Origin of the sequence: Legionella adelaidensis (assembly GCF_900637865.1) — a bacterium.
GTDB lineage: Bacteria > Pseudomonadota > Gammaproteobacteria > Legionellales > Legionellaceae > Legionella_A > Legionella_A adelaidensis.
Genome location: NZ_LR134418.1, coordinates 293,817 through 309,687, shown reverse-complemented (window position 1 = coordinate 309,687; position 15,871 = coordinate 293,817). Strand labels below are relative to the sequence as shown.

The following is a 15,871-nucleotide window of genomic DNA, read 5'->3' as shown; positions in this document are numbered from 1 at the left end:
AAAAAAGATGCGCCAACCTACATGACTTTTTTAGCCGAGCAAGCAACCAAATTACCAATTGACTTATCCTCTTCTTCAAAGTTAGCCATTGTCCCAACTTGCGCAGTTAGGTTTTTTTTACTGTGTACAGCATAAGCGGTAAAGACGCTTGATCTTGTTTACGGCCTTCTACTTCTTCCTTGACTACTAACTCAAAGTTATTTTTTTGACATAATTTTTCAATGTATCCAGGCTCATGAGCAAAGCGGGCGGTGTTTTGTAATTTCCAGGGCCCTTCTTTACTTATTTCTATAGAAAAAATAAATATACCTTGAGGTAAAATATGATCGGCAATAGCTTGAAATAGAGGGTCCAAGTCGCCAAAATAAGGGAGAACATCCGCACTAACAATTAAATCGTACTTATTTTGCTCCTTCTCAAGGAAAGATAAAATATCTGTTTCTACTAAACGATCATAAATTCCCTTGTTTTTTGCTTCTTGTAACATTTTTGCAGCGATATCCACACCGGTTAATTTTTTACTGATTTCGCGTAAAACAATTCCTGTTAAGCCGGTGCCGCATCCCAAATCTAAAACATTCTCGCAATGTAGTATGTGTAATTTATGAAGAATTTTAGCGATATGTTGCGGTAACGTATATTTTAAAGCGTCCCTCATATGTTGATCATAATAAAGCGCGTAATTATTGAATAAATTATTAATATAATCCAAAGACACAGAGGTGTTTTTTTCTTTGCCAGTCAGAGCATTTAACATGAACTGGGTGGATGAATCGTTAGGATTTATAGCTAAAGCTTGTTCTAAGTAAAAAATAGCGGTTTCTTTTTGTTGTAAACGAATATAAATAGCCGCCAAATTATGTAAAGTAGCAAAATGCTTGGGGTTTTGTTCTAAAATTGTTTCAAAAAAAACAATGGCTTTTTGCAAATGACCTAAAGCCATTTCTGCCACCCCGGTGTTATATAAATATTCCACATTTTTGGGGTCGCCTTTTAATAAAACATCATAATGCATTAATGCATTTTCAAAGCGATCATGGTGAATAAATGTGGCTGCAAGGTTATTACGCGCAAAAATATTGTCATTATCCAACGCTAGTGCTTTGCTAAAGTAGTCGATAGCTAATTGAGACTGATTTGTTTTAAGGGCTACCACTCCCATATTGGTTAAAGCAGCAATATGCTCTTTATCGTGGGCCAATACTTTCTCAAAAGCAGCCTGTGCTTCCTCTAATTTATTTTCTTCTAAATAAAGTACGCCCAAATAAAAAAGAGCTTCCGTGTGCTCTGGGTATAAAGATAATACATTATGAAACTGTTTTTTTGCCGCATCCAAGGCATTATTTCGCAATAGTAATATGCCTAGGTTATTATGAGCTGCTACGAAATCAGGTTCAGCATTTACAGCAAAACGGTAGTGGTTTAAGGCTTCTTGAAATTTATTTTGCGAAGCATATAAAGTTCCCAAGTTATTATGCGCTTGGGCATAATCGGGTTTTAATGTAAGAGCGCGCAGGTAATGTTCGACTGCTTTCTCGAAGTTGGAAACATTTTTATAGGCATTGGCTAAATTATTATGGACGATAGGATTATCCGGCGTTATTTCTATCGCTTTGCATAAATAATGAATGGCCTCAGCCATATTCCCTTTTTGAGCATAAGTTAAGCCTAAAAAGTGCGCACTTTCACTATGCTTGGGATTGCTGTGTAGAATGTTTTTATATAGCGAAATTGCCTGGTCTAAATCTCCATGCCGCTGTAATTGAAAAGCTTGCTCAAATAAATTCTGGAGGTCTGCATTCATAGGTGCTCACTAGAGATCAAACGAGTGTAACTTGAATCGCAATTGTTGTAATGCGCGGGCCCTGTGACTTACCGTGTTTTTTATTTTTAGAGGCAGTTCGGCAACGGTACATTGATAGCCATTGATCAAAAAGACGGGGTCGTAACCAAAACCGCTACTACCTTTGGGTTCGTAAGTAATGCTGCCTTCTAGTTTTCCGGTAGTGATAAGAGGGGTAGGGTCTTCAGGGAATTGGACTATCACTATCGCGCAATAAAAGTAAGCTTCTCTGTTTTTTATATGGCGCATATTTTCAAGTAAAAGTTCAATATTTCTTTGCGGGTTGGCTTCTTTCCCCGCATAACGAGCGGAGTAAATTCCTGGTGCCCCGTCCAGGGCTTTCACTACTAATCCAGAATCGTCCGCTATGGCGGGTTTTTTTCCTAATGCACAGGCGTTTCTTGCTTTGCTAATGGCATTCTCAATAAAAGTGAGGCCGGTTTCTTCTACATCTGGAATGTTGAGTTCTTGCTGAGGTATACAATGAATAGGAGACAGTAATTCTTTAAGTTCTGCAATTTTTCCAGAGTTGCTAGTAGCTAAAATTAATTCTTCCACTAAATTTCCAGAGAGATTAAAAGTATCAGTTTATGTAAACGAGCTTAAGTTATCAATCAGGGAAATGGGGTCGGTACCAAAAGCCCAACAAATGATGTTGCAGGAAGGTGGGCCTTGCAGCCCATCTGCACGGCTTAATTAATTCCATGCTTCACAAAAACCATCTGATTCACACCCCATACTGTCTAATTTTACCTTCTCTCCACTTTTTACTTGTGAAAGGTTCTCTCTATCTTCTGGATGAACCATACAGCGAATTGTTTTTCCATCTTCTGTTTTAAAAGTGGCCGTGGTTTGTTTCTCAGTAGAAGAATCAGCGTAGGTTAGGGGGATACCTAAAAAAAACGTGAATAACAATGGAACTAATAATTTTGCCTTCATTTGATGCTCCAGCAAGTTATTTCAGTTTAAGTATAGTAATAATTAAAAGACTTATTTAATCGGAATGTGTTATTTATTCTCAATAACATTGTATCAGTCGAAAATAGGGTGGGCTTCGCCCAACCTATTATTTTAGAGAATGCATGAATTGATTATAGTGGTCCCAAGGTATTTGTTTTTGAATATTCTTATCTTCGGCTTTTATAGGGGTAAGAAGGCTAACTACTGCAAGCTTATTCTTCATATAAATTGAAGTGGCGACAATGGCACCTGCCGGATTGTTTGTACGATCAACTGAAATCGCTTGATAAGCCGGATAACCGTTTACTTTTAATCTTTTAGTGTTTACTAATTTTAGATTGGGTAATAATTTAGCTCTGTCCTTAATCATATAGACTTTAAAATATTCTATCGTTTCTTTATAGAAGCTGTTTGTATCGGTAATTGATGCGGGTACATCATACAGTTGAACAGAATAATTACCATGAGCCATCCAATAGCCTTGGCCCATAACAAAATCCACCACCCCCGGATTTTTATACGGATGGGTAACCATATCTGGAATCCATGTGGGTTTCATAATACTGAGAGTAGAATTGGGAAATTGATAACGCGTATCACTCGCAAAGCAATTTACTGACACTAAAATACTTAAGGCAATTGTAATTCTAATTAAACTGTTCAATGAAATTTCCTTGTTAAAATTTAAGCATAAATTCTAACATAGTTAGGTTCCCTGCGCAGAGGGAACAACTACCTTTTTCTTCTTAAGCTGTCTTTTTTCAAACCATGTTTGAATGATAACGTAAAAAGATGGTACAAAAACTACGGCTAAACAAGTGGAAGCCAACATACCGCTGGCTACAGCAATACCTATAGAGCGCCTCGCATTGGCCCCTGCGCCTGAGGCAAAAACCAAAGGCAGTACTCCCATGATAAAGGCAAAAGAGGTCATTAAAATGGGGCGAAACCGTGTTTTTGCACCTAAAACGGCTGCCTCTAAAATAGACCTGCCGTGCAATTCCCTGTGCTCTCTAGCCACCTCGACTATGAGAATAGCGTTTTTGGCTGCAAGGGCCAGCAATAATAGTAACCCAATTTGGGTGTACATGTTATTGGCTAAACCTAAAAGCAATAGAACCGAGGCCGTGCCGATTAACGCTAAAGGTACACTAAAAATAATAGCCCCGGGGGTAAACCAATTTTCATATTGCCCCGCTAAAATTAGATAGACTAGAACAATAGACATTAAGAAAATTAAATAACTTAAGTTCCCAGCCACTTTTTCTTGATAAGCGGTACTAGTCCATTCAAAAGAAATGCCTGCAGGGAGAAATTCTTTTGCCAATTGTTCCATGGCTGTAATTGCCTGCCCGGAACTATACCCTGTTCCGGCCATGCCGTTAATACTACTGGAAGGATAGAGATTATATAAAGATATAATTCCAGGGCCGACAGTTGGAGTAATGTCGGTTAATGTTCCCAAGGGTACCATCTGACCAGAATTGTTTTTAACATAAAAATTGCGCACATCATCAATAGTCATACGAGAGGAAGCGTCTGCTTGCACATAGACCTGAAAAACTTGACCAAATTTTGTAAATAAATTGACATAGGAAGAACCTAAGTAGGTTTGCAACGTATCAAAAGCATCTCCCAATGCCACTCCCACGGATTCTGCTTTTGTGCGATTAATAGGAGCTGAAACTTGGGGAACAAAAGCACGAAACGAAGTCATTAATTTTTGTACAACAGCAATTTGTAGTGAATTTTGAATTAATTGATCGGTAACATTTTGTAACTTTTGATAGTCGAAGGAGCCATCTTGTAACTCAACTTGCATTTGAAACCCCCCTGATAATCCCAGGCCTTGAATAGGGGGAGGAACTACAACTAATACTTTTGCATCAAGGGTCTTTGCAGCTATGTCATTTAATTTCGTATAGAGGGAAAGTAAATCTTCCCCTTTACCTCTTACGCTCCAATCTTTAAACATTACATACAACACTCCAGAGTTAGCCAAGCTTGCGTTATTGTCTAGTAATGAGATGCCGTCAATAGCGATAACATTTGCAATCCCACCTATCTTGGAAACTTCTTGGGTAAGATTATTAAGAACTTGATCCGTGCGATTAAGACTAGAACCGTCTGGTAATAAAACGCTTAATACTAAATAGCCCTGATCTTCAATAGGAATAAAGCCTGTTGGAATGCGTGCTATCCCAAAAATAGCGATAGCTACTAAAATGGCGCCAATTATTCCTGTTTTTTTACTTTTATGTACCAGGCGGTTAATAAAATTTACATACCTTTCTTCAATTGGGTTATATACTCTGTCGAAAGCGCGGAAAAAAACATTTTTAGGCTTGTTGGGATCAATAGGTCTAAGCCATAAAGCGCACTGGGTCGGTTTTAATGTCATCGCATTGATAGCGCTGATGAGGGCGGTAGAAGCAATTACCAAGGCAAATTGGGCATACATTGCGCCGGTCAGCCCTGGCATAAAACCAGCAGGAACAAATACTGCCATTAAGACAAGTGTGATACCCATAATTGGGCCAAAGAGCTCACGCATGGTTTCAATAGCTGCCTCTTTAGGCGGTATACCCCGCTCAATGTGTTGGCTTACCCCTTCTACAATCACAATGGCATCGTCGACAACAATTCCAATGGCTAGAACTAATGCGAAAAGAGTGAGCAGGTTTATGGAGTAACCCAGCATAAACATAGCAATAAAAGAGCCAATAATAGTAACCGGGACGGTAGTAGCAGGCACTAAGGTAGCGCGGAAATTTTGTAAGAACACTACGATAACCAATAGTACTAAAATTCCTGCTTCGAATAATGTTTTGTATACCTCCGTGACGGAAGCTTTAACGAAAACAGTAGTGTCAAAAGGAATAGAATACTTCAGCCCCGGTGGAAATTTCTTAGCCATTTTGTCCACCGTCTTACGGACTTCATTCGCAACTTGTAACGCATTGGCGCCGGGTAGTTGGAAAATACCAATAGCCGCAGCTGGCTTTCCATTTAATTTTGCTAGTTGGTTATAACTTGATGAACCTAACTCCACTCTACCTACATCTTTTATACGAATGATTTGAGCGCTACTGCTGGCATTGGCATTTTCATTCGGTTGTGTAGCTACTGTTTTAATAATAATGTTTTCAAATTGCTCAGGATTGGCTAATTGGCCCGGAACATTTACGGTAAATTGATAAGCAGGGTTACTGTTAGTCGGAGGGGCGGCAATTTGACCCGCAGAAATTTCTTTATTTTGATTACTGATGGCATTCAAAACATCTCTGGGATTTAAAGAATAAGCCAACATCTTCTTTGGATCGAGCCAAATACGCATGGCGTAATTTCCCGAGCCAAAAATAAGCACGTTCCCAACACCTGGTAAGCGCGCAAGCTCGTCTTGCATGTTGATGGTGGCATAGTTATTTAAAAATAAACCATCATATTGGTTGTTTTCCGCGGTTAATGTAATAAATTGCAGGATAGCGGTAGATTTTTGCTGCACTACGACCCCTTGCTGTTGGACAGATTGGGGTAGTTGTGCCATGGCTGCCTGTACGCGATTTTGAACCAGAACCTGGGCGAAATTGAGATCGGTGCCAATGTCAAATGTCACAATGAGAGTATAATTCCCCGTGTTGGTACTGGTAGATTGCATGTATAACATATTTTCTACGCCATTAACCTGCTGCTCAATAGGCAGGGCAACGGTATTAATTAAGGTTTTAGCATCCGCTCCGGGATAGTTAGTAGTTACTTGAATCGTAGGGGGAACAATCGCTGGGTACTGAGAAACGGGCAATATAAATATAATGATGAGTCCAAGAAAAACAAGAAGGAGCGCGATTACATTGGCTAAAACAGGTCTCTCAATGAAGAATTTTGAAATCATCGCGAAGCTCCACTACTCATAGTAGGAGTCACCTGTTTCCCAGGGGTTGCATTTTGTAGACCGCCAACAATGACCTTATCATTGGCTTTAAGGCCGCTAATTATCGCACGCATTCCTTGCTCAACGCTTCCCAGCGTAACTCTTTGTAGAACCACCACATTATTTTGATCAAGCAAATAAATATACGGGCCAATTTGATCATATAAAATGGCAGTGTCAGGTATGGTTAAATGAGGAGCCGGTTTACCGAGGGCAATACGTACCTGTACAAATAAGCCAGGAACTAAAGCATAGTCTTTGTTAGGCAGAACGCCGCGAAATTCCATAGTGCCTGTAGAAGAATTTAAGCCGGTATTAACAAAATCCAGTTTACCTTTATGGGGAAAGCCTTTTTCATTTTGCATTTGTACTGCCACATCAATTTTATTGATATCTGCGGCAGTAATTCCATGCTCTTTGGCAACTTTTCTAACGCGAAGCAAATCGAGTTCATTTAAGTTAAAATAAACATAGATAGGATTAATTTGCTCAATGGTAGCCAGATCAGTGGCCTTGCCATTTCCTACCAAATTACCCACATCAATTAAGTGGCGGCCTACCCGACCATTAAAAGGTGCTAAAACATGCGTATAACTATACGTAATCTTTGCGTTTTCTAAATTTGCTTCCGCTTTTTCTACTTCGGCTTGTGATTGCTGACTTTTTGCTAACCAAATTTGTACATTATTAAGAGAAGTGGCATTTTGTTTGAACATCTTTTGTTGGCGAGCATATTCAGCTTTGGCATAAGCCAGCTCTGCTTTTTGTGCAGCCAGAGTCGCTTCGGCTTCTTTAAGGCTTTGATAGTATGGCTCTGGTTCAATGACAAAAAGAAGATCGCCTTTTTTAACGATACTGCCATCTACGAAATTTATTTTTTCCAGATATCCTTCAACCCGACCTACCAGATCAACAGAGTTATAAGCAACGGTATTTCCAGTTTGGGTAATATATTCGGCCATTTCTTTCGTTACCGGTTTTTGAATACTTACTATGGCAGGTGGCAGGGCAACTTTTTTATTTTTATTGTGGTAATAATAAATGGCATAAACAAGTATAAACACCAGTAAAGCGATACCTATTATTTTCAGTTGTTGATTATTTCGTTTCATTCTTCATCACCAATTCGGTATAAAAAGTTCTTTCAGTAGGTCGCTATTGGTAGCAGGGGGCAAGTGATTTTGTTTCACAAGTAAATTTCCCCAATCTGTCCGTGCGGCCATTTCTGCTTTTATTTGGCCTGGTACCACATCATTGGGTCCACGAATTTGCCAGCCGCCGCCCAAAGAACGGTATAGCGCTATCATGAACCTTGAGATTTCCCCGCGGGCTTTCGTGAGTTCGGTTTGCACTTGCAACTGTTGCCGCTCTACATCAATTACGGTGGTGAAATCTGTTTCACCTTCACGATAGCGAATGATGGCTAATCGGGTTGATTCTTTTGCTGCGGTATTGGCTTGGGTTAAAAATTGAGCGCTTTTTTTCGCTTCAATGTATCCTGTTATGTTGTCTTGTACTTCTTGTTGCGCTTGGAGAACTAAATTTACATATTTTAATAAAGCTTGTTGAAAGACAGCATCTTGGGCACGAACGGCATTAGTAATTTGCCCATAATTAAAGAGAGGCCATGTTAGGGACGAGCCTATTGAGCCTGTACGATTGGACCAATTAAACATATCACTGAGAGAAGAATTGCCAATATTGGTGGATGAAAATGCAAAAGTACCCGTTAATGAAAGTGAGGGGAAAAGATTGGCTTTTACAGCCCCGATTGCTTCTGATTGGGCAATCGCTTCAAGTCGTGCTTGATGAATATCGGGTCTTCTCCCCAAGGCTTCTTTGGGAATACCTATTTCCAGTTGTTTAGGTGGTTTGGGTATGCCATAGCTTTTGTTTTTAGCTAACTGGAAAGTGATATCATTGGGAACCGTTCCAAGAAGAACCCCTAAAATATCTTTTTGTTTTTGCAAATCTGCAATATACGTGGGTAGGGAAGCCTCCGTGCGTGATAATTCGGTTTGTGCTTGTTGGACATCTAAAAGTCCTACTTCACCGGCGTTATAACGTGAGCGAGCAATTCGTAAACTATCTTTCTGAATGAAAATATTTTCTTTAGTTACTCTTATCAGCTCTTCTGTAGTACGAATGTTAATATAAGCGTTACCTATATCTGCCATTAAAGTGACCAGGGCATTATCATAAGCAGCAAGAGATGCTAAAAAAGTAGCGTCTTGAGATAAAATAGCGCGTCTGTATTTCCCCCAAAAATCGAGTTCCCAACTGGCAGAAAAGCCTAAAGAAGCCATGTCGAAACTGGAAGGAAGAATGCTATTTAATTCTCCTCCACCTATGCGTTGATGGGTAATATTGCCAACCATGGCCTGTTGTTGCGGGTAGAGTTGTCCCACCGCTTGTGCCAGTTGGGCTCGTGCTTGCAATACCCGAACCCCGGCAGACATTAGCGATAGATTGTTTTGATATCCCTGTTGTATTAAACAGGTTAATGTAGGGTCGTGAAATAATTCCCACCACTTTGCTTCGCGTATTGCTTCTTCAGTAACGGAAGAATGTTTGCTTGGTGACGTTTGTAACCAATGTGTTTCAATTTTTTTTGTTGGTTCATGGTAATTAGGACCAACCATACAAGCACTTAAGATAGCACTCGACATGATGGTTAACTTTTTAAGCATATGTGCACAACATCCCTATTTAGTCAGTCATTAGTAGCATTATATTTTCTTGTATGCAACTACATAAGCGGACTAATCTATCCCTTTAATCTGACGAATGCGGGGTTAAAGGAGGAGTATCCTCGCCGGGCTTATCTGCCAGGTTAATTGAGGCCAAGCGTAATTTATAAGCATTCGATTCCGGGTTGTTAAACAAAGCAGAAAGTTCTGTTTTCAGGAACTCGCGTGTTTCTGTTTTTATGGGCCCATTAGAGGGGGAACCGAGATGCCGGTTTATAAATCGCGTTATAGAGTCAAAGCGGCCAGGTCCATCACACCCTGTTACAAAGGATTTAATGGATAAATCCTTTAGGCTTGGATGGCTATCTTTTAAAAGAAGAATTGCTGCATAAACTTTGTTTGCCATTTCTAAATCAGTTCCACGAATAATGATATCGCCACTGCCTGGGCGCCAGTTGCTTAAAAACATTTTCGCCTGCTCCACCGCCAATTTCACTTGTTGGGAGCTAGTTAATTTTTGTGGGGAAGCGTCGGTTACGGTACCACGATGATTTTGCAACAAGACGCCCTTGTTATTATCTTCAAAAGTAATTGAGGCTTGAATCACCTGGTCTTTCTTTAAAGTAATTTCCTGGTATTTGGTAATTAAAGAAGTGGAGGAAGAAATTTGATTTTTAACTTGGGGTTTCGTTTTACTATCTGGAGTAATACTCTCTCCTTTATTAATGATGCGGTGAGTAAATCCTAATTCACTCACTTCTTGTTCAGCCACTTTGTAAAAAGCGTCCTGTTCCCTTTTTTTCTCAACCTTTTCAGGAATAGGAATTTTCTTGCCTGTCGGTACTTTATTTCTTGCCATTTTAAGCTGCTCGTCAAGAGCAGATAAGTCTTCCTTTATATCTCCTGGGAGCGGAGGGTATTCTTGCTGTAAATAGTCGATATTATTTCTTATTTTATCAATTTTTTCTTGATACTCTTGCCATTTATGGCTTTCCCAAACCGGCTGTAAGTTTTTAACGTCATGAATGATTTCCAATAAGCCCTCGCGCTTTAGATCGGTGGCTATTTTCTCTAAATCTTTTACCGTGGTTTCCACCATTAATAATTCGGGAGTGGTAATAAGAGGAGGCATACGTTTATTGAACGATTTTAAATCTTCCTGCTTGTGACTTCTCAACCAATCCATATAAACACGTTCAGATACTTGGATTACGCCTTTACTAATTTTGTCGGTAGGTAGCCAGTTGTTGTTTCCTGGTTCGCTCTCTTTTACTAAGATGGAGTCGTTGATTACACAAAAGACGAGGGTATCTTTATCTTTTGCACTTTGTAATCCTTTTTCGGCGTAATAAGTACCTTTTATGTAAGAAGCCAATGGTAACCAAGGTGGGGCTTTGGATTCGGCTAAGCTCTGCTCATCGCGCCAATCAGTTTTCCATGCCCGTGAAATTTGTTGATATTCAATCACTTCACGTCTGCCGATAACTTGTACTATAACTTCTTGTAAGCTTTCCGGATGTTCTAGTTTTTCCCTGTTAACTTTTTTCAAGTCAGTTGTAGGAATAACTATATTCATATGGGGATCTTGAACGGCTACATCTTCTACATCTATTGCCTTAACCTCGTCCAGTATAGGCTTATCACCAATGTCATATAAATCTCTAATCCCGGTATAGTTCATGTCAATAGCATGTTGTAAAGCCCACCTGCGGATTTGTGAGACTTCCCGCGTATCCCCTCCGTCTACCTTGGCAACCATAGGTTGACCAGGAACATCAGGATCTCTTTCCATAAACTCTTCCAGTTTCCTTAACATAGCGCGAACAGCGCCGGTTTTACCCACACCGGCAGGTCCTAATATTTGGGCTACGAAGCGTTTTTTAAATTGCCTGTCTCCATTGATGGTCTCTTCCGTTGCTTTTTCCCAAATGGCCTTTTTAAATTCGACGCTATCTCTTTCTTCTTGTAAGGCTTTTGTATAGAGCTCAACGCCTTCGGGACCTAATAATTGCTCCATGGAAATAGCGGCATCTCCTTGCTTGCCACGGCGAATAAGATCGTCTCTTAAACGTGGGTTCATTTTGGGTTTGCCCAGAGCATGAACGGAGTATAAGTATTGTAGAAAAGCTAAACGGTGTTTTTCCTTTTCAGGAATATGAACGATAGTTTCACCATTGTATTCGCCAATGCTATCTGGGAGTTCTCCGCGCTCTCTTTTTTTAATTCTTAACTGAATAACACCTAAATTTCGCAGATGGTCTTCTATATTTTCTTCAGCCGCTGTAAACATGAATTTTCCGAGACCTTTATGTGCTTGCATAAGATCGGACTTATTTTGATGCAAATGGGTCATCGTGGGTTCTTCAGCATGGTTCCTATCTATTGTGTAAAAGTAAGGGGATTTCGCTTTTACTTTAGATGCTGCTCCTTGATCAAGGAGGCTAATGAGAGAGGCTGCCTGTTGAAGGCCGCTTAAATTATATTCGTTATCGATACTGTTTTTTAATAAAGTAGCTATTTCTTGGGGTTGGTTTGGGTTCATTGCTAATTGTTTAAGTAAATCGGCAATGATTCCTCTATCTTCAGATGGCGTATGAAATAGTTTATCCAAAATAGCTACGCGGCCATTAATTGCCTGGGCCCGTTCATTACCACTTTTACAGCCGGCAATCGATGCTTTTTCTACAAAAATAGATAGTGTTTGAATAAGTTTTGCATAATCATGAGAAAAATGAAGGTCATTGGCGATTAAAATTTTTAAGCTATTTGCAGCATTTTGAAAAAAATCCTCACTCGGTAATTCAGGTTCTGCTTTCCATGAATCCTTGACACTTCTTATGATTTCAAGTGCTTTTTGGCCTTCTATTGAAGCGGAAAAATATTCTCCCCGCTCGTCTTTATTTAAAAACTTTTTATAATTATCTTTTGCCGCGTTAATCTCGGCTTGCTGCTCTGGGGTGCAAAATGGATAAAGCGTGTGTATTAATGCCATTTCGGCCATTAAAGTAGCTTCTTGTTTTAGGGGGTTACCCGTATAACCTAAAGTATCTCCGAACCCACTGACAGATAGGTTTTGTACAAAACAAAAAACAGGTGTTTGCCCAGCATCTCTCTCTTCATCCAATTGCTTTTTATTGTATAAATGAGAGCCTTTTAAAATCAGATCAGCACCTTGCGTTTGCTCATTACCGTTGCGATCCCCCGCATTAATTAAACCAAAAATGTAATCATTTGAGGCTGTATGCAAGTTGTAGATGAACGCTTTAGGGTCGTCTAGTAATTCATCATAATCCAATGAATAAAATTTCTTTATCCCGTCCAGCTTGTCAGCAATATCTGCAATATAGGGCTTAGGATCTCTTTTTACTTCATCATCTTTTACATCAAGTGAAGGTGTGCGTATTTGAATACGGGCAGCTTCATGGGTGCTAACTGTTGTACCTTTATAAGGATGGGAAATAATTTGACGCTGCGGGAGGTGGTCAAAGCCTTTTACTCGGTGGTGTGCTGTATTTTCCGAACCGGAAATCCATGTGGCTAAGCCTTGGTGACAACTAGTGTGTATAACGTCATTTGGGGTCGCCGTGGTTTGCTCCGCAATCTCTTTTAAGCGGGATTTATTTTGATGAAGTTTAATTAAATCATCTTTGGAAAAAATCACGTGTGTATTGGTGAGAATATTTTTAAATAAATAATCATGCGCACTTCTAGCAAGGCTTTCGCGTGCTTTGTCCAATGCATTATTTAAGATACTAATATCTAAACCTTCGCCGGGCTTTTGCGCTTTTATAAGCGCTTTGGCAAACTCATTCAATACCAGCTCATTAATATGTTCGAGAGTATCTTTATACGCTTTTTCTAGTTCGGCTTCTTTCCCTGCAAACTTTCCTGGATAAATTTCATCAAAAAATGTTTGCCACGTTCTTAAAGACAGACTTAAATGAAAATGAAGCTCTTGTTGAATGGCATTAATACTGCCGATGGACTGGGAGTGCTGGAGCTGTTGGACAATTGCTTCGGGATGTTTGACTTTATGGGTAATTAATTTCTCTTCTATTGCTTCATAATACTTACCCAGAAGGGTAGGGAAGTCATGAATATCCAGGCTTACTGTTATCTTATCCGAGAGGGGCCTTCCTGCCTGTGCAACAATAGCATCGTCAAGGTCACTTTTTTTAATTTCTATAAGAACCCGGCCTTGCGGGTCGAAATTTAATTGCGTTTGCGGGTCGATTGCAATCTCTCTCGCACGTGCAATAGCAAGATTCATCACTGCCGCTTGGAAATGAAATAGGTCAGATTGGGGCATTATCGATACCTGAACAAATGGATACAAATAGTATAGCAACAGATTAAATTACTTTACTTGCTTATATTATAGGAAATGAAGCGGTTATGCCGCCGTCTACTTTTATATCAGCGCCTGTTATATAGGAAGCTTCTTCAGAAGCCAGGAAAGCTGCGGTGTTGGCTATATCTTCTGGCGTGCCTATACGCTTTAAAGGAATATAAGCACTTTGTTCTTTTAAGTATTCAGGGTTATTAGAAAGAGCGGTAGAAAAAATAGGGGTTTCAATATAACCGGGAGAGATAGAGTTTACCCGTATTAATTTCTTGGCTAAATCATAAGAGGCATTTTGCGCTAGTTTGAGAACAGCGGCTTTTGTCGAAGAATATACACTATGATTGATAAAAGTCATTTGTGCAGCGCAAGAAGAAATAAGAATGACGGAGGCATTTTGATTAAGGTAATCAATGGCATATTTTAAAGTAAAAAATAAACCCCGATAGTTGATGTCTACCAGATAATCAAATTTCTCCTCAGTGACTTCTTCTATTCCAATTTGTTCTGCAACCCCGGCATTGGCTACCAAAATGTCAATTTTTCCAAACCGGGAAACAGTGGTTTTGAATAAACCTTGTAAATCTTCGGTAGATGTCACATCTCCTTGAACTATCAAGGTATTTTCCGCACCTATTTCTTGTTGTGTTCTCTCTAAGGTTTCAGCATTACGGCCAAATAGAACAACACGTGCTCCGAGTTGCACAAATTTTTGGGCTATACCTTTGCCTATACCACTATTGGCACCTGTCACTATCGCAATTTTATTTTGTAAAGTTATCATGGTGGCGTTCTTTTTTTTATGAAGACGTAAATTCTTGTCGTAAAATCAGGTTATTGCAAGGGAGTAGCGATTGCTTTTTTTAAATTTTGTTCCGTATTTTCTATATCGCTTTCTATTTGCGTTTGCGGATGGTACCAAAAGGATTGCCGTGATTTAGCCGTAGCAGCCAGGTAGACTAAACCTACGCCGGTCAATGCGATTAAGAAATTAGTAAGTATTTTTTTAATTCCCCGGTGATGCTTTATTTGGGGATTGTTTTTTAAGTCATTTAATAAGTCGCCAATTTGTTTTTCTTTAACTTGCTCACTTTCCTGGCTTTTATGAATTGCGTCAACCTCACTCCGTGCTTTTAAAAGTAAAGCCCCTACATCCACATGTCCTTCTTCGGTAAGTCTCTGGGCCTTGAGGCCTAAGTAACTTATCAGATCAAGAATGAGCGCTTCCTTGTCGGAGCAGTAATTAAACTGCGATTTGCGTCGCTCTATAAATCCATTAAAGGCAAAAATAAGACCATCAGGTCTTCGTCTGCGCTCATTTAATAAGCTGCCTTTTAACTGATAGATGGTATCTCTTTGCGCTTTACTGAGCCTGAAAATAAATTCAGGATCCTCTGTACTAACCTCGCTATTTCTTATTAAACGTGTTGAATGATTAGAAGCTTCTTGTGCATAGACTGTCATATGCTCTAGAAGAATGGGCATATACTCATCACCGCCAATTTTTTTACCTGGAAATTTTAGTCTCGCTTCATCATAAGCTTTGTTTGCAAGAAGATGAGAGAGTTCTTTCAATGCTTCTGCATTTTGGGGAGTAGGATAAATCAGGTACTCTTCAATTAATAAGAATATATTTTGACGCATAGCAAAGATATTTTTTCATCAGATTGGATTAAATCTAACAGGAAAAAATTAAGGAAACATTAACAAACATACTTTTATTAAAACTTTTTCTCAATATAAATATCTAATCTCCTATTAAGATTATTCCTGCATAAACATATTGGGCTTGGATAGGGGAGCCCTATCTTCTCGACGTGCGCACTCAACTTTGCAGAGTAAAAAAGTCTCTGAGCAAGTCCTCGTCGCATGCCTGCTTGCATCACGGGGATAATTTTCCGCAAGAATAGTATTAAAACATTGTTGCTGTTCCCCTGCGCACAAACTATCGCAATCTTCTGCAAGAGCATAAGAAGGGCTAAGTAAAAGTATGGGTAAAATGTAAAAATGAAAAAATGGTTTCATTTTATTAGCCAAGCAATAGAGGTTACAAATTATACTAATATGTTTCGAATAGTAATGCATTTTTTACAAAGCTTTGAAAT

At 39.4% G+C, this 15,871-nt stretch carries 11 protein-coding genes; all 11 read right to left on the bottom strand.

What is annotated here, in order from left to right; translation table 11 throughout:
* Positions 1–106 precede the first annotated feature (106 nt).
* Positions 107–1,804 (bottom strand): tetratricopeptide repeat protein, encoded by a 1,698-nt coding sequence (locus tag EL206_RS02580; protein ID WP_058461988.1) that lies wholly within the window; start codon positions 1,802–1,804, stop codon positions 107–109.
* Positions 1,805–1,813: 9 nt separating this feature from the next.
* Positions 1,814–2,401 carry an RdgB/HAM1 family non-canonical purine NTP pyrophosphatase gene (gene rdgB / locus EL206_RS02575; RefSeq protein WP_058461987.1) on the bottom strand — a complete coding sequence of 196 codons (588 nt, stop codon included), beginning with the start codon at positions 2,399–2,401 and terminating at the stop codon, positions 1,814–1,816.
* A gap of 138 nt (positions 2,402–2,539) precedes the next feature.
* On the bottom strand, positions 2,540–2,782 hold the full coding sequence (locus EL206_RS02570; protein WP_058461986.1) for a hypothetical protein: 243 nt from the start codon (positions 2,780–2,782) through the stop codon (positions 2,540–2,542).
* 127 nt (positions 2,783–2,909) lie between these two features.
* Positions 2,910–3,467, bottom strand: a complete 558-nt coding sequence (locus EL206_RS02565) for a hypothetical protein (protein WP_058461985.1) — start codon at positions 3,465–3,467, stop codon at positions 2,910–2,912.
* Positions 3,468–3,509: 42 nt separating this feature from the next.
* Complete coding sequence (locus EL206_RS02560; protein ID WP_058461984.1) at positions 3,510–6,695, bottom strand: efflux RND transporter permease subunit; 3,186 nt, start codon at positions 6,693–6,695, stop codon at positions 3,510–3,512.
* Entirely contained in the window at positions 6,692–7,846 is a 1,155-nt protein-coding gene (locus tag EL206_RS02555) for an efflux RND transporter periplasmic adaptor subunit (RefSeq protein ID WP_058461983.1), read from the bottom strand. The genes EL206_RS02560 and EL206_RS02555 overlap by 4 nt, the downstream gene beginning before the upstream one ends.
* Positions 7,847–7,852: 6 nt before the next feature.
* Entirely contained in the window at positions 7,853–9,424 is a 1,572-nt protein-coding gene (locus tag EL206_RS02550; RefSeq protein WP_058461982.1) for an efflux transporter outer membrane subunit, read from the bottom strand.
* An 85-nt stretch (positions 9,425–9,509) separates the two neighbouring features.
* The gene (locus EL206_RS02545) at positions 9,510–13,733 is read right to left on the bottom strand and encodes a hypothetical protein (protein WP_058461981.1); all 4,224 of its coding nucleotides are present in this window, start codon (positions 13,731–13,733) and stop codon (positions 9,510–9,512) included.
* A gap of 61 nt (positions 13,734–13,794) precedes the next feature.
* On the bottom strand, positions 13,795–14,550 hold the full coding sequence (locus tag EL206_RS02540) for an SDR family NAD(P)-dependent oxidoreductase (protein ID WP_058461980.1): 756 nt from the start codon (positions 14,548–14,550) through the stop codon (positions 13,795–13,797).
* A 50-nt stretch (positions 14,551–14,600) separates the two neighbouring features.
* Positions 14,601–15,410 carry a hypothetical protein gene (locus tag EL206_RS02535; RefSeq protein WP_058461979.1) on the bottom strand — a complete coding sequence of 270 codons (810 nt, stop codon included), beginning with the start codon at positions 15,408–15,410 and terminating at the stop codon, positions 14,601–14,603.
* 120 nt (positions 15,411–15,530) lie between these two features.
* Entirely contained in the window at positions 15,531–15,791 is a 261-nt protein-coding gene (locus EL206_RS02530) for a hypothetical protein (RefSeq protein WP_058461978.1), read from the bottom strand.
* Positions 15,792–15,871: the final 80 nt, after the last annotated feature.